A 22311-nucleotide genomic window follows, 5' to 3' on the forward strand; every position below is an offset into this window, starting at 1 on the left:
TAATACTTTAAAAGTATAGAAAATGGCAAAGGGAAAACTACCACCACGCCAAAAGATGATCAACCTGATGTATCTGGTTTTTATTGCTATGATGGCAATGCAAATCGATAGAGAAGTGTTGAGAAGCTTTGAGGGCATTAATACATCACTTACGGATGCTTCGCAGTTGACAAATCAAAATAATTCAACATTTTATGATCAGATTAAAAATAAAGCTAGTGAAGACGCCGATTACAAAGCAATACAAGATAGAGCAGAACAAGTCAGAGCAAGTTCAAACGAAGTTTTCCAAAGTATTGAAGCAATCAAAAACGAATTAGTTTCAAATGCAAACTACTCCGTGCCAAAAGAAGGAGAAGAGACTAATTATAATTCATTACAAAATACAGATGTTGTAACGAATTTATTTTTCAATGGAGATAATCAGTCAGAGAAAGGCAATATTTTAGTCAATAAAATTGATGAATTCAAGAAATTTTTACTAGACCAATATTCATCAGAAAATGATAAAGCTCGCGTAAATAAATTATTTGGAACAGAGGACTCTAAAAACCTGAGTTGGCTGCATAAAACCTTTTACAATCAGCCGATGGTTGCAGCTTTAACTAATTTAACTAAAATACAAGCTGATGTAAGAACAGAAGAAGGAAACTTGGTTCGTACATTGTTAGCGAATAAATTACAAGATGAAATTAAATTAAAAGCTTTTCAACCGATCGTAGACATTCCTCCAGTAGTAAGAAAGGGAGATAATGTTCAAGCAAATATAGCTTTCGGAGCTTATGACAATACATTGCAAGGTGAAGTGAAAATGGGAGGGCAAACCGTAGCTTTGACTGATGGTAGAGCCACATTCCCGCTAAACACTTCAGCAGATGGAACAAAGACCATTTCTGGTACAATGTCATATAGAAAACCAGACGGATCTACTGAGACTATGCCTTTTGAAAGAACTTATACCGTTGTAAGCGAAACTTTGGCAAAAGCGCCAAGCGGAGGCTCTATCTCTGCAGATAGAATGAATGTAGTTTATCGAGGCATCAATAATCCTCTGACAGCGACTATCAATGGTGCAGACGGACCAATTAATATGACGGCTTCAGTTGCAGGCTTATCAGGTTCAAATGGTAAATATAATTTCAAACCTTCGGGTGGGAATAGCGTTACATTCACAGCCTCTGCCAAAACTTCTTCAGGGAAAACAATAACTGAGACCAAAGAATTTAGAATCAAGCCTGTTCCTCCACCACAAGGGCAGATTAGAGGTAAAAACTCATTGATTGTTCCTCCGAGTTCGCTATCTAAATTAGTCGTAGAAGCAGAAATTCCTAACTTTGAATTTGATGTAAGCTTTACAGTAACTAGCTTTAAGATTAAAGTCTCTGGCCAGAAAACGGTACAAGTTAACGGAAATCGATTGAGCGCAGCAGGAAGAGTACTAGACCAAGTAAAGCCTGGTGACGCAGTTAATATTTTTGATATAGAAGCTACAGCTTCAGGATTGGATGGCAGAGTTCCAAATATTTCTGGAGTAGCTATAGATGTTCAGTAAAATAATTTTGGATAATTAATGAACTTAATTGTCATATTTAATATAAAACTAAAATGAAGTTGAAAAATTTAGGTTTAATCTTATTATTATTTTCTTTTGTTGGGCTTGAGGCTCAGTCTGTTTTGAACGCAAAATCTCCAGCAGATTTGCGACGAATGAGAGAAGAAAATCTTAAATTAAATGCTAAGGGAGATACCATTAAAGATGAGAGCGAACCATTACCATATGGTTACATCAACGAAGATGATATTCTGTGGTCAAAAGTTGTATGGGAAGTGATTGATTTGAACGAAAAAATTAACCAACCTTACTACAATTCGACCAATGGCATTGCGTACAAAACACTTTCACTTTTTGATGCTTTGAAGAAAGGAATCGAAGACGGGAAAATTACAGAAGTATACGATGATGAATATTTTGAATATAAAATCACAAAAGATCAGGCTGTAAATGCACTCTCTAGAACTGACACCACAGATTATTACTACGAGCAGAAAGAACGCGGAGTTGATATGTCAAACGCTGTTGATGATGGGATAAATCGATTCGATATAAGCTCAGATAAAATTAAAATGATTATGGTCAAAGGAATGTGGTATGTAGACAGAAGAATAGGTGAGATGCGATACCGCTTACTAGGCTTGTCAGTCTTAGGACCCGACGCTCAGTCGATAGGTCGCAGCTTTGAAGGGGCAGATGATTTTGTAAATTTATTTTGGATTTGGTATCCTGACGCGCGTAAAGTGCTTCATCAATATACCGTATTTGACCCAAAAAACGCAAGCTCAAAAATCACTTATGACGATATGTTAAATGCTCGTCGTTTCAACTCTATCATTTACAAAACTAGTGATGCGATGAATAATCGTTCCATTGAAGAATATTTGCCAGAAGATGCCGTAGCTCAGCTTGAAGAGAGCTGGAGAATCAAAAACGATATTCTACAAAAAGAAAATGATATGTGGAATTATTAAAATTTATTTGATAAATCATTCAAAAATCCTGATATTCACTATCAGGATTTTTTTATAGGAAATTTTATGGAAAATGAGATTGATTTTTTAATCGTAGGCGGTGGAATCAGTGGGATTCTAATGGCTTACCAGTGTCACCAAAACAACAAAAGTTTTATTTTGGTAGCAGACGATAAAAAATCTGCTACCCATGTGGCGGCTGGAGTCATCAACCCTGTGGTACTTAGTAAATTTAATCCCATTTGGGAAGCAGAACAACAAATGCAGGAATTAAAAGAAGATTTTTTAAGCCTTGAAAAATTTTTAGAGAAAAAAATCATTCATTCCATGCCAGTATATAGAATCTTCAGCTCAGAAGATGAACAAAAAACTTGGCATAAAAAGAGTGAAAATAATCCTACACTTCAGAAATTCTTATCTACAGAATTTCACCCCAATCATTACCCTTCTATTGACGCTCCGCTAGGTTTTGGTGAAGTTTTAAGCACTGGTTATGTTGATTTTAAATTAATCATCCAAGAATTTTTTAAAGCCTTTAAAAATTTTGTGAAAATTGAAAATTTTGATTTTGACCAATTTCAACCAGAAATTAAAAAATATAAGAACTTCAATTTTCAGCACTGTGTTTTTTGTGAAGGAATCAATGTTAAGAGAAACCCTTATTTTCAATCTGTTCCCATCAAAGAAAATAAAGGTGAAGTTTTAAAAATAAAAACAACGGCTGATTTGCCTAATGCTATTGTGAAGTCAAAATGCTTTCTTATGCCAATAGGAAACCAAGAATACTACGTTGGTGCTACTTATGCCAGAGAATTTGATGACGATGAACCAACAGAAGAAGGGAAATTGAAATTAGAAAATCAGCTGAAAAGTTTCTTCAAAAAAGATTATGAAATTATAGCACATTATGCGGCTATTCGCCCCACGGTGCAAGACAGAAGACCTATTGTCGGTAAACACCATGAGCTCAATGGCATTTATATACTGAACGGAATGGGGACGAGAGGAACCTTCAATGCGCCATACAGTGCTCGCCGATTGATAAACTTTATCCTCAAAGGAGAAAAAATTCCAGAAGAAATAAACTATCAACGATTTATATAAAGTTGAAGAATATTTTCAAATAATTATTTTTGTATTATGTTATATGCACAAAAATTAGGCGTTCACTTTGCTGGGAATTATTTATTCAGCGATGCAACTTTTAGAATTAATAAAGGAGACCGCACAGGCTTATCGGGAAAAAATGGAGCAGGAAAATCCACTTTGCTCAAGATTTTGGCTAAGCAACAGCCCAGCACAGAGGGAGAAGTGAATTATGAAGGAGATGTAAGCGTTGGCTACCTTTCTCAAGATATTGATTTTGTAGAAGGGAACACCGTCTGGCAAGAGGCGGAATCAGCCTATGAAAAATTAAATGCCTTAAAAATTAAAATGGATGAAGTTAATCATCAACTTTCTACGCGCACAGACTATGAGAGTGATGTGTACCACGACCTGATTCATGAAATTTCTCATCTCACTGAACGTTATACGATGCTTGGTGGGTACAATAAAGACGCCGACATTGAAAAAATTTTAAAAGGTTTAGGGTTCAAAGCTAAAGATTTTCATCGCTTGACTTCGGAATTTTCTGGCGGATGGCGAATGCGTGTGGAATTAGCAAAATTGCTTCTGAAAAAACACGACATCCTCTTGCTAGATGAGCCAACCAACCATTTAGATATTGACTCAATTATGTGGTTAGAAGATTTTTTAAAAAACTATGAAGGTGCGGTGATCATGGTTTCGCACGATAAATTGTTTCTAGACAATGTTACCAATCGAACTTTAGACATTTCTAATAAAAAAGTACATGATTACAAAGCTAATTACTCAAAATTTGTAACATTGAGAGATGAAAGACTAATACAACTAAAAGCTGAGCAAAAAAATCAAGAACAATACATTAAACATACCGAGCAACTTATCAATAAATTCCGAGCAAAAGCCTCAAAAGCCAGTACAGCAAAATCACTACAGAAGAAACTGGAACGTCTAGATGTAATTGAAATCGAAGATGTTGATGTGCATAAAATGAATATTCAATTCGAGCCTTCTCAACGTGCAGGGAAAGTGATTTTTCAAATGGAAAATGTAGCTAAATCTTATGGTGATAAAAAAATTTTTAGCGATGTGAATTTAGAAATTGTGAGAGGTGAAAAAGTAGCTTTTGTAGGACAAAACGGGCAGGGAAAAACTACGCTGGCTCGCTGCATGGTAAATGAAGTTGATTTTGCTGGGGAAATTCAGCACGGGCATAATGTGGAAGTGGGTTATTTTGCTCAGAATCAGCATCATGTTTTGCAAGATCATCATACGGTTTTAGAGGAAGCAGAACATGCCGCTACGGAATCTACAAGGCTGAAAGTGAGAGATATACTCGGCGCTTTTCTATTCAGTGGAGAAAATGTGGAAAAGAAAGTGAAAGTCTTGTCGGGAGGAGAGCGAAACCGTTTAGCTTTGGCAAAATTACTACTGCACCCGTCCAATGTTTTAATCATGGATGAACCAACCAACCATTTGGACATTCAGTCCAAAGAAATCCTGAAAAATGCCTTGAATAATTACGAAGGAACTTTGATTTTAGTCTCTCATGACCGAGAGTTTTTACAAGGTTTGGCAGAGAAAATAGTTGAGTTCAAAGATGGTAAGGTGAAAGAATTTCTTGGTAATATTGATGAATATCTAGAATACCGAAAAGCGCAGAATATGCGTGAAATTGAAAAAGTAGAAAAAAAAGAAATTTCTAAAGGCTTTAAAAATTTTGAAGACAAAAAAGAGTCAGAAAATCAGGTAATTAACAAAGAAATTTCAAAATTAGAAAAAATAATCTTTACACTAGAAGAAGAAGCTTCGACTCAAGAAAAAGCTTTTGCAGAAAAGAATCCAACCAAAGAAGAATTAAAAAATTACGAGGAATTAAAAGAAAAATTAAATCAAGCAATGAAAGACTGGGAGCAACTTTCGCTTCAGCTTTGATTAAAAGTTATTGAAATTCCTTATTTTTGCTAATCCAAATAAAACAAATCATTCATGTTTCAAAGTCTTCAAGATAAATTAGATAACGCTTTACATACGCTAAAAGGACACGGGCAGATTTCTGAAATCAATGTCGCAGAAACCATTAAAGAGATTCGGCGTGCGCTGGTAGATGCCGATGTAAGTTACAAAGTGGCTAAAGATTTCACATCAACGGTAAAAGAAAAAGCACTGGGGCAAAATGTATTAACGAGCTTAAAGCCAGGTGAGCTGATGACCAAAATAGTTCATGATGAGATGGCAGAACTGATGGGGGGCGAAACCAAGGAGCTTAATGTTCAGGACAATCCTACCATTATTTTAATTGCAGGTTTGCAGGGTTCGGGGAAGACTACTTTTTCGGGTAAACTAGCAAATTATCTTAAGAAAAAGAAACATAAAAATGTACTCTTGGTGGCGGGTGATGTTTACCGTCCTGCGGCGATTGATCAGCTAAAGGTAGTTGGTAGCCAAATTGATGTGCAAGTTTACACCGAGGAAGGAAATCAAAACCCAGTAGAAATTGCAAGAAATGCGATTCAAAAGGCAAAAGAAGATAATAAAAATGTAATTATTGTCGACACAGCGGGGCGTTTGGCTGTTGATGAAAAGATGATGGCTGAGATTCGTGATGTTCATCAAGCCATTAACCCGACAGAAACGCTATTTGTGGTTGATTCCATGACAGGACAAGATGCTGTGAATACAGCTAAAGCTTTTAATGATGTGTTAAATTATAGCGGTGTCGTATTGACTAAGTTAGATGGTGACACTAGAGGTGGTGCGGCTTTGACAATAAGAACGGTGGTAGATAAACCCATTAAATTCATCTCTACGGGTGAGAAATTAGATAAAATAGACGTTTTCCATCCGAGCCGAATGGCTGACAGGATTTTGGGCATGGGAGATGTCGTTTCTTTGGTGGAACGTGCGCAAGAGCAGTTCGATGAAGAGGAGGCTAGAAGACTTCAGAAGAAAATTGCTAAAAATAAATTTGATTTCAATGATTTCTTAAAACAAATCAATCAAATCAAACGCATGGGGAACATGAAAGATTTATTATCAATGATTCCTGGGGCAGGTAAAGCTTTAAAAGGTGTAGAAATTGATGACGATGCGTTTAAGCAAATTGAGGCAATTATTCACTCCATGACGCCAGCAGAAAGGGAAGAACCTAAAATAATAAATGCTAGCAGAAAGAGAAGAATCGCAAAAGGGTCTGGCACGAGCGTGCAAGAGGTAAATCAGTTGCTAAAACAATTCTCTCAGATGGGGCAAATGATGAAGTTTATGCAGTCAAGCCAAGGGAAGAATATGATGAAAATGATGGGAAGTAAATTACCTGGAATGAATTAATTTTTTTTAAGCCTTAAAAAAATCTAAGAGTCTGCTTGAAATATTTGAGCAGACTTTATTTTAAAATTTATAGCGAACTTGAGCAATAAAATATCGACCCAAGATTTCGGTCTCGTTTAGATAGGTGTAGAAATCATTTGTGCCGTTATTGACGATAAGGTTATTCCCGAAAATGTTACCTGCAATGAGTTTTACGTAAGTCTTTCTCGCTGGTTTGATCCGCAACGAAGCTTTGAGGTTGTGATTGCTATTGATTTTCTTCCCATCAGTCCACGTATTGGGGAAACTATAGTCAACTTCTATCAGCCAATTTTTTGACGGGACAAAAGCGCTTTCTATATAAGGCGATAAACTAGTAAATTTATTCTGACGAATTTCATTTTTAAAATCATTGAAATTTAAGCGAGTTCCAAAGTCAAACTCAATTTTTTCATTGGATTTGATGCTGTTTCTTAAATTGTACCCGTGAGAGAATGAACTAGCTTTGATGAAGTTACCATTATTAAAGCTATAGAAATCACTGTTGCTAAGATTAGCATTCAAGCGCAGGTTGTAATTTTTGGAGAAACGCTTAGAGAAGTGAATATTTGCAGCCATCTGTTTTTCTACATCAGGTACATTATAGTAACTTGTAAATTGAGCTGTTGGGTTATAATATCCACCATTTCTGATGTTATCATGACTCCAAGAATAGGAGGTGTTAACTCCGAAATTGATGAATTTAAAATAATTACTGTAAAAATAGCCCAAGCTGACTCTATTTTGTTGACTCAAATTCAACTCTGGATTCCCAGTGTATAGATTGTAATAGCTGGTAATTTCATAGGCTGGAGACCAATCGCTAATGTTTGGTACAGAGTAGTCTTTAGTATAATTAAAGTAAATTCTATTGCTTGGCGAGATTTCATAATTTGCTGAGAGATGTGGCAGCCACATGATTTTATTTAAATCTGTATTTTGCATATTCTTCACAGCATTATTTGCCTTGAAGTAGTGCGTACCCAGCCCTGCATCAACTTTCAACCCTCCCCATTTTCTTGTGTAAGTTGCGTCTAAATAATATTCATTAAAGTCAAAATTTGAGGTGGTTGGGGTATTTTTGTTTTTTATCGCAGTTGTGTAATCAAAAATGGTGTTATTTAAATTTTCTTTAGAATAATTAATGCCTGCTTTAATTCTAATGTTACTAAGATTGGTTATCAAATGATTATAAATCGTCAAGAAATACAAATGATTAGCCATCAATTCTCGTTTTTGATTCAGTTGAAATTGATTGTCTTTTTTGCTAAGATTCAGCCACTGCTGGAATGGAGCTTCTGTGCTGATTAGCTTCAAATTTGGATTCACTTTTTGGTAAATGTGCGAAAAGTAGAAACCAATATTATCATCGTCACCCACTTTTTTGATGTAAGATAACTTTTGGTTAATAGCATAATTATCTCTTTCGCCCGCAGAATTTCGGAAGACACTCGCCGTTTTTTCATCATTTAAAAAAGTAGAAGCATCAGTCAAACTTTCAGAATTTTGATGATTAAAATTAACGCGATATTTAATATTAGCACCATTTTGAGCCGAATAATCCATCTTGATTCGGGAAATGAAAGAGAAGATTTTATTCAAATTATGATTAACGTCTTTTTGCGTAAATTCAGGGTAGTAACGCCAACTTCTCGAGCTATATTCTGTCTCGTTATCAGTAGCCATAGCAAAAGCAGACACCGTGAGCCGTTGATTGGGTATATAGCCCAAATGCAAAGCACCCAAATGATTTTGCATGCGAGCTGCATTCCCGCCAGAGCTATAGCCAATATCACCAATCGAACTGCGTAAAGAACTCTCACCGCCTTCTTCAGCAAAATCAGAATAGCCCCCCGAGAATTGATAATAATCTTGCGTGCTAAAGACTTCATTCCCATAAGTATTGAAATCGGAAATCAAAGTCGCATCGGTTTTGCGAGAGAAGTAAAACAATTTACTCTGCACATCATAGTGTTTTTGCGCATCACCACCCAGTGTTAAATTCCCAAAGCTTAAATTTTTTTTATCCTCTTTCAGTACAATATTTAGCTCAGGTTGCTCGTCATCTTGCAAAGAATTGGCAAACGGGTTAGCCCTAAATTTCTTGTTCAATTGTATTTTATCCACCGCATCGGCAGGTAAATTTTTAGAAATCAACTTTTGGTTCCCGCCAAAGATTTCTCTTCCTTCTACCTTAATGGAGTTAATCTCTTTCCCTTGATAATAGATTTTCCCATTTTCTACCACCAATCCAGGTAATTTTTTTAAAATCTGTTCTAAATTTTCCTCGTTTCCTGAAGCGAAAGATGCCGCATCATATTCTATCGTATCTCCCTTGACTTGAATTGGAATTCGCCCTTGTGCCACCACGGCATCTAAACTGACGACATCTTTTTTGAGCGTAATTTTTTCTCTTAAATTTTTCTTTAAATCGATTGATTTTACCAAGGAAGCGTGGCTCAGATGCTCGATTTCCAACTCATATTTAGCAGGGCAAGGCATTTCTAATTTAAATTCACCATAATTATCACTAAACGTATAGCCCGAGGACTCATTCCTTTCATCAAAAGCAGTGATGGAAGCTCTTGCAATAGGTAAATTCAACGAATCAACGAGCATACCCTGGTAGGTACACTTCTCTTGCGCAAAAGTTGAGCCGTATAATATAATGACTAAAGTGGTAAAAATATTTTTCATTAAAAAAAAATAAGCCTTAAAAAAAATTAATCTCGGTCAACACCTTCAGAGTACATAGCATTTAATTCTTCAATTAATTTATCATTCAATTCCATAAATTCTTTTAGGGAGATGATTTGCCCTTTTGTCGGGCGTACTATTTTCACATTTTCTTCAGTAGTTAAGCCTGAGACCCAAAAGTGACTAATTATTTTCGTCTTTTTCAGCGGTTTAGAAACTTTTAAATCCAAAATCAAGCCTGGCAAACCAGTAATGCCCATTGGCCCGTGGGGGAGCGGAATAGAAGGCGCATACCAAGCGATATATTCTACAGAATCGTGGTAAGCAGTAGCCTTTTGAGCATCAATATTATAAACTTTTTTCTTTTCTCGGGTAATTTTCCAATCCAAATTCTCAATGGAATCTTGAATCAAATAAGCCTCACCATTTACCGCCTGAGCTTCTCTTGATTTTGTATGATTTTCAAGATCAATAAACCAATCATCTCCAGCAGAAAGAGAAATTTTCATTCCAAAATTAGATTGCCCGTTATTAATTTTAGGTTGATATTCAAAGCTGCTTAAGTCTTTGTTTATGAGTAGTTTATAATTATGAATCTCTTCCATAGAATTTCTTAAAGCTTTTTCCATATCTGCATTTGGACCGAAAGAAGAATTTCTAGGAAAGAGCTCTTCAGTATTTTCAAAAGTTGTTTGCGCTTGGTATTCAACTACCAAATTTTTCTCTTGAGCCAAACTCAAATGAGAAACCAATAAAAATAAGATGACATATATATTTTTCATATTTTTTTTATTAAAATTTTCAAAGCCTTAAAAAAAGTCAAGAAAATATGAGGAATTAATTTTTATTTTTTAAATAAATCATAAATTCATGAAATCAATGAAACCAGTTCAGAAATTAATCTTTATCTACGCCAGTACCATGCATTTTTTTCATTTTTTCTGTCCAGAGCTTCATTTCTTCTTCAAACTCTTTCTGTCTCATCACACGATTAGCCTTCGGTTCTTTAATTTTAATATCCTCATCTCTCACCTTGATTTGATGAGCAGTTATCGTCACATCAGCTCCATTCATTTTGAAGCTAGCTTTCAAGATTAAACCAGGCAAACCAGCAACTTGGGCAGGCCCATCATTTATAGGAATTTTGGGGGCAAACCAAGCCTCAACACTCACAGAATCATTTAAAAAGCCAGTAGCCTTCCTTGTTTCGTAACCCGCAATTTTCTCAGTTTCACGTAGAATTTTCCACTGATAATCAGGCAACGAATCATAAATTAAAATCCTATCAATACCTGGGAAGTCGATCAGTTTTTTGTATTTATTTTCATTCAAATATTTATAGAGTGGTTCTTTATCCGCTTGAGCCATTTGTTGCGCAATCATTCCTCCAGTGCTTTGCGCATTGTTCAATTTTTCTTCAATGGAATAAACAGAAACTTTACCATTAGTTTTTAATTCATAATTATTGGTAATTCCATTTTTGAGCTCTTCACGTAATATTGGTTCCGCTTGAGCGCGGTATTGGGATGGAATATTTTTTAGAACTTCTTCTATATCCATATCAATCTGCTGGGTGTAGTTAATGAATAAACTCTCCCCTTTCTCTTGCGAAATAATAAAGCTTAGAGACAAGCTAAAAATCAGGAAACTCATTAATTTTTTCATATTCTTATCATTTAGAAACGAATATAATAAAAAACTGAATGAAAAAAAAATAAGATTAAGCCTTTCTTAAATAAATTTTTAAGTCTTTGAGAATTTGTGATTGGCAGTAATTCATTTTCTATTATGAAATCATCATTATTACCTTAATTATAAAAAACACTTTTTTATCAACTAAAGAAGTTTGTTTTTAGTCTATAGTTTAATTATTCTAAAATCTAAAAAATTTTTTAAGCCTTAAAAAAAATTAGGTAAAATCTTCTTTCACAATAGTTTGCATATTTCTTTCTGCCAAGCCAGTAATGAAAACAAACGGATTCACCCCTGCGCTACCAGGAATCAAAGCTCCATCTTGCACATATAAATTTTTGTAGCCTTTCACGCGCCCAAATTCATCGGTTGCCTTGCCTAGTACGCATCCGCCGAGCGGGTGATAGCAAAAGTCATCGCCAAAGCCATTGTTGAACAGCAAACGCGAACGTGTGCCTCCATTTTCTTCTTTTAATTTTTTTAGAAGAAATTTAGCTGCTTTTACCGAATATTCATTTTGTTCTTTTCTCCAGTTAAGGTTTACGCTTTTTTTAGACGCATCATAGTAGAAGTTTCCACGCTCTCGATTGTCTGAAATGGAGAGGAAGAGTGTAGTCCAAGTCTCGATGCCGAGTGGGAGAGGGGCTATTTCTGCAAAAATTTTATATTCAAATTCATCACTCCACATATCGATGCCCGCTACAGGAATTGTAGATTGACTCACGCCAGTTTTGTTGACGAAATTCCGCCCAGTCATAATGTTACCGTTTGGCCCCCAATGCATACCGATTTCGTCATTAAGCAGCGGCAAATCGCCTTCATTTTTAGCCCTCAGGAGTAATTCAGAGGTTCCTGTGCTACCAGCGTTTAGAAATAATTTATCACAACTATAGATTTCGCGTTGCAGTAAATCGCCATCTGAGTTTATGGTATCCGCCTCTAGTATGAATTTTCCTTTCTCGTCTTGCGTAATTTCTTGCGTAATTTTATGTACTTTACGCAGGGTTTTTAATGTCAGATTTCCCGTCTCTTCTGCTTTTTTCAGATAAGTTAAATCTAGGCTGAACTTCCCAGCATTGTTACCGTAAATCACTTCGCCACCCAAGGCAGATTGGTAAACTTCATTTTTAGCTTCTTTTTGCATATAATCGAAGTCGTAGGTATTAGAAAACATTTGGGTTTTCAGCCCAGCTAAGTGAGCTTGTTTCTCGGCACTTCGGGAAAATTCGTAGTATTTGGTATTTTGGTAGAAATCACTTGGGATTCGCTGTACTTTTAATTCTTTTTCGGCAAGCGGGAAGAATTCATCATACATTTTGTTTGAGTTAATCCACGGGAAAATTTCTTTGAAGTGTTCTCGGCGTGGCGGAATCGAAATTCCACCATTTACAATCGAACCACCACCGTAAGCTCTACCCACAAAAATAGACATATTTTCGTATTTTAATTTATCCAAAACGCCCGCATATTTTCTGAGTGGAATAGGAATTGTAATGGGCGAATTAGGCCATCTGCTAAACCAGCTAGAGCGTCTGTCTGCTGATAGCATTTTGCAGAAGGTGTCATGCTCGGGAGTTCTGTCCCAGCGCTGCCCCATTTCTAAAATCAAGACACGCTGCCCCCGCTCAGCCAATCGCAAAGCACTTACTGCACCGCCATAGCCGGAGCCGATAATGATATTGGGAAAATGCCCTTGGTGAACGGTTTTTGCTGGAAGCGGCGAAGCTATTTTGCAAGATAACAAGTTGGGGACAAAAAGAGATGAGCCAAATAAAGCGGAAGTTTGTATGAATTGTCTTCTTCTCATGAATAATTTTTTAAGGCTTTAAAAATTTTTTAAGATTCTGTCTAAATTTCATCTTCAAAAATAGACTTTACCAAAATCTAAAGTTAAAAAATAAAAAAGAATAAACTCGCTAAATGTTTAAAAAATTAACGTCAGAAATTGAGAGATAAGATGAAAAGTCAATCGCGAAGCTGATGGTATTTCTTTCTTTTTAGAATAAAATATTGAAACGGGACAAAACATTTACTCCCATAGGTATGGACATTTATTTTTCTCTTTTTAATCATTTTAAAAAGCAAAGAATAAAATGACAGATGCGCTCTAAAAATAGCTGAAAGATGTGAAAACCCTTCGTATCGCCAAAAAACCAAAGCCGTGATACCATCTAAAATTAAGCGACTTAGCAAGACAGGCAAAAGCATCCGTTTAGGTAAATTTTTGACGAGCATGCACAAGCTGTTCCGAAAGTTTAAAAAAGTTTTCTGTGGTGAATTTTTATTCAACGTGCCCCCACCTACGTGGTATACAGTGCTTTCCCCGCAGTAGAAAACAGCCTTGCCCGCATTGTGAAACCGCCAACACAAGTCGATTTCTTCCATATGAGCAAAGAAATCTCCGTCAAAGCCACCGAATTCAAAAAAATCTTTTGCTCTTACAAACATACACGCACCACTTGCCCAGAATACTGCCTGAGTATCATCGTACTGCCCATGGTCTTTTTCTAAAGTCCAGAAAACACGCCCGCGACAAAATGGGTAACCGAAATTATCTACTAAACCACCGCCTGCACCTGCATATTCGAAAAAATCTTGCTGATAGAAATCTAAAATTTTAGGCTGAACGGCAGCTAAATTTTCATTTTCTTCAAATAATTTTTCAATCGGAGTAATCCAATTAGGCGTCACTTCCACATCAGAATTGAGCAAACAGAAGATATCTGCCTTGATTTTTTTTAAGCCTTCGTTGTAGCCACCAGCATAGCCTAAATTTTCATCGTTTACAATGAGTTTAATTTCAGGGAAATTAGTCTGAATGAATTTAACATCGTTTTGAGTTGAGGCGTTGTCAATCACATAAATATCATAATCAGGTGAATTTTCTATCACGCTGGGTAAGAATTTCTTAAGCCACTGTTGGCTATTCCAATTAAGTATGACGATAGCTGTTTTCAAAAATCTCTTCCTTTTTGATGTTTCCAGCGTCGGTGAGACCAGAGCCAATTCGCTGGGTCATTTTTTATATTATTTTCTAAGGCTTTAAAAAAAGCATCAACACTTTCATTGGCCTGCCAAGTTCCATTTTTAGGCTTTAATTCCTTGAGTGTAAAATGATACTCGCCGCGCTTGATTTTTTGAATATCTACATAAATTACAGCGTAATTAAATTTTCTAATTAACTGGTCAAACCCGTTGTAAACAGGCGTATCTTGGTGGAAGAACTTCAAATCATAGCGAATTTTAGGGCGTGCAGGCGTTTGGTCGGCAACCATGAGAAAAGCAGAATTTCCATCATTTTCTGATTCAATGAATTTTTTGACACTTTGGCTCATCGTTAAAGCTGTGATACCGAATCGGGAACGTGATTTTTTGATAAATTCATCAATGACTATATTTTTAGAAGCTTTATAGACTGCAAATTTATTTCTTATCTTCAGGTGATGCGCAAAAAGCGTTGCATATTCCCAATTAAAAATATGCCCAGCTAGGAATAAAATATTTTGTTTTTGGTAGTATTTGTCTAAAATTTTAAAATTAGAAAAACGAGTTCTTTTGTTGAGGTAATCCCAAGATAGGCGAGAGAAAATTAAAGATTCTATAATATAATCACACAAATGGCGATTGAATTCTTGATATAAAAGCTGAAGCTCTGTATTGCTTTTTTCGGGGAAAGCATTTTGGAGGTTTTTTAGAATAACTTTTCTACGGTAATGAATCAAATGATTTTGAAAAAAATAAAGAATATCTGCAATGAAATAGGCAATGCGTGGGGGGATGTGTGAAAACAAATTTAAAAAAAGCTTGAGAAAAAGGTTTTTCATGGATCTTCCAAAATTAAAGATAAATCTTTTAAAATAAATTCAAAAAATAGTTTAAAGTCTTCTTAAAGTTCAAGAAATGATATTGGCTTGATTTTTGAAAAGTTAACACATCAAAGATAAAAAATAGAAAATTATGAGTTCACTTCTTCAGAGGATTAACCAAGGAATAACTTCTGCTTGTTTAGATAAAATTAGCAATTACTTGGGGGAGAGCAGAAATGATACTAGTAATGGCATTTCTGCGGTTGTACCTTCAGTTTTAGCTTTTTTAGCAGACCGCTCTCACAGCGAGCAAGGTGCACAAAGTATTTTCACAGCAACGTCAGACAATGCTTTGACTGCTCTTTTTACTGACTCAGATTTGCAGACAACTTTTGAGAAGAATAGGAATGCACTTTTAGCTAAAGGAAATGTTTTGATTTCAGAACTTTTTGGTGAGCATGCAGAGGGTTTTGAGAAAGAAATCAGCAGCCATGCCAATATCAGCAAAGAATCTTCCAGAGGGATTTTGGCGGCGGTGCTTCCCTTTATGTTAAATGAGGTAGGGAAGTTCATTGATGAAAAAAAATTGACAGAATCAAGCCTGAGCAACTTTTTTGATAATGAAAAAGATGAAATCTACGCTGCAGTCCCGTCTGGATTAGCCACTTTGGGGAGTGCTTTAGGGCTTTCTAATTTCTCTAAAGACTTATCTAGCACAGTAGGCACCACCACTAAAATCACCCATGGGGAAAAACCAATAATAGGCAGAGGAGCGAAAGATAGACCAATGGGGCCGAAGAGAAGTGAAGAAGGAAAGATGAGATGGCTCTTGCCTTTGTTGGGTTTAGTAGCCCTAGGTTTGTTGGTTTATTTCTTGGCGGGGAAATGCAAAGATGAAGCAGCAGTAGCCGACTGTGAGCTGATAGCTGCCTATGCTACTTATGCTAAAAATGAGCAAAATTTAGTGATAAATGCTACTGGAGAACCTGTTCTAGATCACAATGGAAATCAAATCGTAGTAGATGGGAGCACTTACATGATTAATAATGAGAATGAATTAGTAGATGCACAAGGAAATCGAGTGATGGACGCCGATGGGAAAAGAATTAAAATTGATAAAAACCTAGTTGTAGCGGCAAGCTCATATGCTTTGGGTGAATATGATTCTGTGAGAGATGCTTACATCTATAACGTCGGTGAAAACCGTGATTTCACATTACCCGACGGAACGAGGCTAAGCGTAGGCGAAAACAGTACAGAAGCCAAAATCTACAATTTCTTAAATGATTCTAATACACTGGTATCCAATGATAAAACACAAGGTTGGATTACTTTAGATAGAATTTATTTTGACACTGGGGAGTCAACCTTAACAGCCGAGTCAGAACAACAATTACAAAACATTGCTAATATCTTAAAAAACTACCCAGAAGTTCATGCTAAATTCGGAGGTTATACCGATAACCAAGGGACTCAAGAAGTGAATCAGCCACTGTCAAACGATCGCGCTAATGCCGCAATGAACAGTGTGATAGAAAAAGGCATTGATTCCTCAAGATTAGAAAGCGAAGGATATGGGCAGGAGCATTTTATTTGCCCCGCCAATGATACCCCAGAGTGTATGGCACAGAATAGACGTGTTGATATTAGAATTACAAAAAAGTAATTAAAATTAAATCTAATTAAAATTTTAAAAGTCCTTTTCTTCGTCGGAAAGGACTTTTTTTTAATGATTTTTAGAACTTCACAACTGATGATAATTTGGCAAATTTTCTAAAGCTTTAATTTTTCTCAGCTTTTTATCTACAAAGAAGATAAGTGTTTCTACACCGTTTGATAGCAAAAAATAATCAGCGTTGACCTGCGGTTGATAGCGAATAATTTGATTCAAAACCGATTGATCTATTATGATTTTAGGTGCTTTAAACTCGCATAAAATGATTTTTTGCTTAGCCTGAATGAACAAATCAAAGCGATGCGCTACCCGCTGATTAACTTTTTTCTCAGCTTGCATCAGGCTTATCGGGTAGCCCAGTTCCTGACTTAGCCAAAGAATGAAGTGTTGACGCACTTCCTCCTCGGGCGTACGGACAAGCCAAATCTTCCGTGCAGCACAGTAAATTTTATTTCCCTTTTTTTCAAGGCTTAAAAAATTTTTAGCATCATCTTCCATTGAATAGAATTTTGGTAAAGTCAAAAATTTCAAGCAAAATTTGCAATGATTTTTTGTGCAATCACTTCGGCTAATTTTTGTTTACTTTCTTTGGTCCATCCAGCAACGTGCGGTGTTAAAATCACATTTTCTGCATGGAGTAGAAATTGATACTCCTCGGGCAAATCAGTCAAGGTCAAATTCTCAAATGAAGTTTTTTCAAACTCTAAAACATCCAACCCCGCCGCTTTTATTTTCCCAGACTTCAAGGCTTCAACCAAATCTTTGGTCACAACATTTCTCCCACGAGCAGTATTTAAAAAATAAAAAGGCTTAGAAAATTTCTCAATATAACTTCGATTTAGTAAACCGATGGTTTCAGGCGTCTGCGGAAGATGAAAACTCAGAATATCTGTTTTCTCAAAAATCTCATCCATTTCCACTTGTTGGGCAAACTCATCACCCAAATTAGGCAGAATGTCATAAGCCAAAACCTCACAGCCAAAGCCAGAAAGCCGTTTTGCCGTAGATTTCCCCATATTGCCGTAGCCAATTAGACCCACCGTTTTCCCTTTAATTTCCTCCCCACGATTTTCCTCTCTTTTCCATTCGCCTTTGATAATTTGTAAGTTACATCGTTTGAAGTGATTCATCAAGCTCAGCATCATTCCCACGCAATGCTCTGCCACAGCATCACGATTGCCCTCGGGCGCATTGTAGCATTGGATGCCGAGATTTTTAGCCGTTTCTAAATCAATGTTTTCCAACCCTGCGCCCACGCGGCCAATGAATTTTAAATTTTTTGAAGCCTTTAGAAATTCTTCATCTACTGGGAATCGACTGCGGATGATTAACCCGTGAAAATCCTTCATTTTATGCTGAATATCAGCTTTAGTACTTTGGTAATCATGCTCGATGCTGAAATGTTCCGCCAGCAATTCGGTAAGAATAGCGTGATTCTCATCCACCATCAATATTTTAAGTTTCTGTTGATTCTCATTCATTTTCAATAAAATTTATGATTTCGGGTAAAATTATTTTACCCCTCCACCAAGCATTGAAGCGAGGTAAATGCCCAGCACCTTTGATGAGCACCAAGCGATGAGGCACATTTTTTTCTTCTAATTTTTGATTTAGACTTTTAGCCTGCTGCGGATGCACCAAGAAATCCCACGTCCCCTGAAAAAGTAAAGTTGGCACATCGGCCACTTGCGAGAGCGGACTCGCTTCTTTGAATTTTAGCGGGATTTCCTCACCCCAGCGGTAGAAATCACCTGTTGCCGTAGAAAAAGCCGATTTTGTGTACCAATGGTAAAATTTTAAATTTTGATAATCTTCAGAATAGAAATCCGTGGGGCCAGAAAAAGAAATGACTTTATCTATCTGCTGCGGATTCTGGTAAGCATAGAGCAAAGCCAAATGCCCGCCAGCGCTTTCGCCCAAAATGATTTTCTGAGCAGGCTGAAGATGAAATCTCTCAGAATTTTGATTGAAGTAAGAAAAAGCAGCCTCAATATCCTTCAGTTGATGTTTATAGTTGATTTTTTTGGAACGACTTGCCAATCGGTAGTTCAGATTTACAGTAGTGTAGCCAGACGCTGTGAGCTGATTTTGAATTGACCTCAAATGCCATTTTTTGCCAAAAATCCAAGCGCCACCGTGCACGATAAAAATAATGGTATTTTTCCGTTCAGAAGATTTAGGGATGAATAAATCTAAACGCTGCCTTTCTGATTTCCCGTAGCTGAGGTTGTAATGTTTCTGTACCGTATCTGTTTCGTTATACCAGTATTTAGAACAGGAAGAAAACAAAAAAAAGCTAAAAATAATAAAGCTTAAAAAAAGAAGTTTACAATTCATTTCGATACAAAATTAATTGAATTCCTTAAATTTGTAGCAGAAATTTATTTAAATGTTATTGAACCCCCAAGAAGTAAAAAAAGTTAAATCAGCGCTCAGCGAGGCAGAAAAAATTGTCATCATCCCGCACAAAAACCCTGACGGCGATGCCGTAGGCTCGTGTTTTGCGCTCAAAATATTGCTCAACGACTTGGGGATGAATGCCGAGATTGTGAGCCCCAATGATATTCCGATTTTTTTGAAGTTTTTACCTGGAATCAATGACTTTATAAATGCTGAAAAAGAACTTGATTTTGCTCAAGAAAAAATTAGCGAAGCAGACATTCTATTTCTATTGGACTTTAATGATGCAGCAAGAATTGATCAGCTGGAAGAATGCGTCAAATTTTCTAAGGCTTTAAAAATTTTAATAGACCACCATCAGCAGCCACAAACATTTGATATGATGTTCTCCCGCCCTGATTTGCCAGCAACGTGCGAGCTGATTTATCATTTCATAAAAGCCTTGGGTTGGCAAGAAAACATTACCCCAGAAATCGCAACTTATTTGATGACTGGAATTTTGACAGATACAGGCAATTTCAGATACAGCAGCGTGAAGCAATCCACGTTCCAAGTTGCTGGCGAGTTGACGGCATTAGGAGCAAATGCTTACCAAATTCAAGATAAAATCTTAGATAATGTCTCACCACGACGTTATGCCCTGCTGAGTGTTTTCCTACAAAATATGCTCTATTTGCCAGAACTGAGAACCTCGATTTTTACCATGAGTAGAGAAGAATTGAAGAGAAACAATTTTGAAAAAGGCGATACCGATGGGTTTGTGAATTACGGACTCAGTATCGCCAATAATGTTTTGTCGATTTATCTCTCAGAAGATACCCAAAAAGATATGGTCAAAATTTCTTTTCGTTCCAAAAATACGTTTGACGTAAGCGAATTTACCCGAAACTACTTTGAAGGTGGAGGGCACGTGAACGCCGCTGGCGGAAAGTCTGATTTAAGTTTAGAAGAAACCAAAGAAAAAATTCTAAGGCTTCTGGAAAATTATAAAGATGAACTGCAAGCGGTCGAATTGTAAATTATTTCTTTGGATGTTGATTTTTACAATCAGCTGTACTCAAAAAGAAGCTCAAAGCCCTACCGAGTATTCCAAAAATGATTTTATGGAATATTCTAAACAAATCAATAGAAATTTGAATGATGCAGAGAACCAAAAAATTAAAACCTATATTAAAAATCAAAATTTAAAATTCATTGAGACCAATTCAGGATTTTATATGACACCGACTGATTTGAGCGGAAATTTACCCCAAGAGGGTGATGAGGTAACATTTCGCTACAGGGTTGAAAATTTAGAAAAAGAAATTATTTACAACGAAGAAGAAATCGGGAATTTAGAAATAGAATTAGGTAAGTCTTTGATTCCTATTGGTTTAGAATACGCTCTCAAGCGAATGTCCCCTGGCGAAACGGCGCGTGTCATTCTGCCTTCGGGTTTGGCTTACGCTTTGCAGGGAGATGGAAAGAAAATCAAAGCAGATGAAGTTTTGGTTTTCAAACTTAAATTAAAAGAAATTCAATCTAAATGAGAATAAAAAAAATAATTTTGATGGCGGTTGCCTCATTTTACATTTCAAGTTGTACATCAATACCCAAATATATGAGTAAAGAAGAATACAAAGCCTTAGAAGATGGGCTTTACGCAAATTTAGAAACCAGCAAAGGTGATATGTTGGTGAAATTTTTCCCAGCAGAAGCACCGATGACTGTCGGTAATTTTATTGCTTTGGCAGAAGGAAAAAAAGAAAATAAATTTAAGAAAGAAAAAGAACCTTACTATGATGGAACTATTTTTCACCGTGTGATAAAAAACTTTATGATTCAAGGAGGCGACCCGACAGGAACTGGAACAGGTAGCCCAGGATATGAGTTTGAAGATGAGGTAGATAACGGATTGAAACATGATAAAAAAGGAATTTTGTCTATGGCTAATTCTGGCCCAGCGACCAACGGCAGTCAGTTTTTTATAACGCAAGTTCCTACGCCGTGGTTAGATAATAAACACACGATTTTTGGCGAAGTGGTAAAAGGCGATAACGTGATTGATAGCATTGCGGGGGTGGAAACTCAAGCCGCAGATAAGCCAGTGGAAGATGTAGTTTTGAAGCATGTAGATATCATCAGAAAAGGAGAAGCTTTTAAAAATTATAACCCTACGCAAGCCTTTGAAAATGGGAAGGTAGCACTGCAAGCAAAAATTGAAGAACAAAGAAAAAAAACAGAAATGGAAAAAGAAGAACGTAAAAATTTAATCAAAAAATACACCGAGGAAGCTCAGACCACCGAGAGCGGCTTACGCTATGCTTATATGGAAAAAGGAGATGGGGCAAAACCCGAAAAAGGCGAAGACTTAAAAGTGCATTATACACTTTATTTGGCTGATGGAAACATTATTGACTCTTCTCATCAGCGAAATTCACCATTGAATGTAAAAGTAGGGCAGACTTCCCTGATTCAAGGTTGGATGGAAGCACTAACGATGTTTGAGAAAGGCTCAAAAGTTTTTCTCATCGTTCCGTCAACATTGGGCTACGGGACACAGGGAGCTGGGCCAATTCCAGCGAATTCTACGCTTTACTTTGAATACGAGCCATTGAAATAGTTAATAAAAAATCCCGAAAATTTTCGGGATTTTTTTTAGCCTTTAAAAAAAAATCCTCTGCCCCCAAAAAAAATAAATTTGCATAATTCAAAAACGTAAAATACATTTGTGGGCAGGTTGAGAAAAGAAAAAAAATCTCAACGGAAAGTTTTAACAAAAAAATAACGAAATTTTAACAAATGAAATTTGTGAGTTTCAAAATAAAGTGTAAACACACACACACACACACACAGATAATAAGCTAAACAACTCATTATCAATAACTTATAATAATTTATTGCTTCCCCGCGGGAGCGAACCGCGAAACCGTGCAAGAAAATCTTGTGCGGTTTTTCTATTTTCACCTGTGTGAAAGTAGTAATTTCTTCAAAAAGAAGAGCCTCACGGGTTGGGGCTCTTTCTAAATGAAGAAGCAAAAAAAACAGCAAAAATTTAATGAAGAAAAAGAATAAATCAATCAAATATTAACCAAAAAAAAA

General features: G+C 36.3%; 18 protein-coding genes. 9 read left to right on the forward strand and 9 right to left on the reverse strand.

What is annotated here, in order from left to right:
* Window positions 1-22 precede the first annotated feature (22 nt).
* The 5 genes from porM to ffh all read left to right on the forward strand — a co-directional run bounded on the left by porM (window position 23) and on the right by ffh (window position 6942).
* The gene (gene porM / locus QOX03_RS02635) at window positions 23-1552 is read left to right on the forward strand and encodes a type IX secretion system motor protein PorM/GldM (protein ID WP_283671391.1); all 1530 of its coding nucleotides are present in this window, start codon (window positions 23-25) and stop codon (window positions 1550-1552) included.
* Window positions 1553-1605: 53 nt separating this feature from the next.
* Window positions 1606-2526, forward strand: coding sequence for a type IX secretion system ring subunit PorN/GldN (gene porN / locus QOX03_RS02640; protein WP_283671392.1), 921 nt, complete (start codon window positions 1606-1608; stop codon window positions 2524-2526).
* A gap of 66 nt (window positions 2527-2592) precedes the next feature.
* Window positions 2593-3630 carry an NAD(P)/FAD-dependent oxidoreductase gene (locus QOX03_RS02645; protein WP_283671393.1) on the forward strand — a complete coding sequence of 346 codons (1038 nt, stop codon included), beginning with the start codon at window positions 2593-2595 and terminating at the stop codon, window positions 3628-3630.
* A gap of 36 nt (window positions 3631-3666) precedes the next feature.
* Complete coding sequence (locus QOX03_RS02650) at window positions 3667-5547, forward strand: ABC-F family ATP-binding cassette domain-containing protein (protein WP_283671394.1); 1881 nt, start codon at window positions 3667-3669, stop codon at window positions 5545-5547.
* Between the two features lie 54 nt (window positions 5548-5601).
* Window positions 5602-6942, forward strand: a complete 1341-nt coding sequence (gene ffh, locus QOX03_RS02655) for a signal recognition particle protein (RefSeq protein WP_283671395.1) — start codon at window positions 5602-5604, stop codon at window positions 6940-6942.
* Between the two features lie 60 nt (window positions 6943-7002).
* On the opposite strand, the gene QOX03_RS02660 is transcribed toward ffh, so the two are convergent.
* The 6 genes from QOX03_RS02660 to QOX03_RS02685 form a co-directional block, all read right to left on the reverse strand.
* Window positions 7003-9657 carry a TonB-dependent receptor gene (locus tag QOX03_RS02660; protein WP_283671396.1) on the reverse strand — a complete coding sequence of 885 codons (2655 nt, stop codon included), beginning with the start codon at window positions 9655-9657 and terminating at the stop codon, window positions 7003-7005.
* Between the two features lie 26 nt (window positions 9658-9683).
* Window positions 9684-10439, reverse strand: a complete 756-nt coding sequence (locus tag QOX03_RS02665) for a GLPGLI family protein (protein WP_283671397.1) — start codon at window positions 10437-10439, stop codon at window positions 9684-9686.
* A 115-nt stretch (window positions 10440-10554) separates the two neighbouring features.
* Window positions 10555-11322, reverse strand: coding sequence for a GLPGLI family protein (locus tag QOX03_RS02670; RefSeq protein WP_283671398.1), 768 nt, complete (start codon window positions 11320-11322; stop codon window positions 10555-10557).
* A gap of 244 nt (window positions 11323-11566) precedes the next feature.
* Window positions 11567-13156, reverse strand: coding sequence for a GMC oxidoreductase (locus QOX03_RS02675; protein ID WP_283671399.1), 1590 nt, complete (start codon window positions 13154-13156; stop codon window positions 11567-11569).
* A 158-nt stretch (window positions 13157-13314) separates the two neighbouring features.
* Window positions 13315-14307 (reverse strand): glycosyltransferase family 2 protein, encoded by a 993-nt coding sequence (locus tag QOX03_RS02680; protein WP_283671400.1) that lies wholly within the window; start codon window positions 14305-14307, stop codon window positions 13315-13317.
* On the reverse strand, window positions 14304-15173 hold the full coding sequence (locus QOX03_RS02685; protein WP_283671401.1) for a lysophospholipid acyltransferase family protein: 870 nt from the start codon (window positions 15171-15173) through the stop codon (window positions 14304-14306). The genes QOX03_RS02680 and QOX03_RS02685 overlap by 4 nt, the downstream gene beginning before the upstream one ends.
* 133 nt (window positions 15174-15306) lie before the next feature.
* On the opposite strand from QOX03_RS02685, the gene QOX03_RS02690 reads away from it, so the two are divergent.
* Window positions 15307-16821 (forward strand): OmpA family protein, encoded by a 1515-nt coding sequence (locus QOX03_RS02690; protein ID WP_283671402.1) that lies wholly within the window; start codon window positions 15307-15309, stop codon window positions 16819-16821.
* A 78-nt stretch (window positions 16822-16899) separates the two neighbouring features.
* Here the strand turns inward: QOX03_RS02690 and QOX03_RS02695 are convergent, their stop codons facing one another.
* Genes QOX03_RS02695 through QOX03_RS02705 form a run of 3 tightly spaced genes read right to left on the reverse strand, consistent with a single transcriptional unit; the run spans window position 16900 to window position 19167 of the window.
* Complete coding sequence (locus tag QOX03_RS02695) at window positions 16900-17328, reverse strand: type I restriction enzyme HsdR N-terminal domain-containing protein (RefSeq protein ID WP_119059297.1); 429 nt, start codon at window positions 17326-17328, stop codon at window positions 16900-16902.
* A gap of 29 nt (window positions 17329-17357) precedes the next feature.
* Window positions 17358-18311: a 2-hydroxyacid dehydrogenase gene (locus QOX03_RS02700; protein ID WP_283671403.1), complete on the reverse strand. Its 954-nt coding sequence runs from the start codon at window positions 18309-18311 to the stop codon at window positions 17358-17360.
* Window positions 18304-19167: an alpha/beta hydrolase gene (locus QOX03_RS02705; RefSeq protein WP_283671404.1), complete on the reverse strand. Its 864-nt coding sequence runs from the start codon at window positions 19165-19167 to the stop codon at window positions 18304-18306. The genes QOX03_RS02700 and QOX03_RS02705 overlap by 8 nt, the downstream gene beginning before the upstream one ends.
* 52 nt (window positions 19168-19219) lie before the next feature.
* Between QOX03_RS02705 and QOX03_RS02710 the strand changes: the two genes are divergently transcribed.
* The 3 genes from QOX03_RS02710 to QOX03_RS02720 all read left to right on the forward strand — a co-directional run bounded on the left by QOX03_RS02710 (window position 19220) and on the right by QOX03_RS02720 (window position 21832).
* A complete protein-coding gene (locus QOX03_RS02710; RefSeq protein ID WP_283671405.1) occupies window positions 19220-20248 on the forward strand; it encodes a DHH family phosphoesterase in 1029 nt (342 codons plus the stop codon).
* 13 nt (window positions 20249-20261) lie between these two features.
* Window positions 20262-20759, forward strand: a complete 498-nt coding sequence (locus tag QOX03_RS02715; RefSeq protein WP_283671406.1) for an FKBP-type peptidyl-prolyl cis-trans isomerase — start codon at window positions 20262-20264, stop codon at window positions 20757-20759.
* Between the two features lie 71 nt (window positions 20760-20830).
* Window positions 20831-21832 (forward strand): peptidylprolyl isomerase, encoded by a 1002-nt coding sequence (locus tag QOX03_RS02720; RefSeq protein WP_283671407.1) that lies wholly within the window; start codon window positions 20831-20833, stop codon window positions 21830-21832.
* Window positions 21833-22311: the final 479 nt, after the last annotated feature.

The organism is Candidatus Ornithobacterium hominis (assembly GCF_951229915.1).
In the GTDB taxonomy this organism is placed as follows: Bacteria; Bacteroidota; Bacteroidia; order Flavobacteriales; family Weeksellaceae; genus Ornithobacterium; species Ornithobacterium hominis.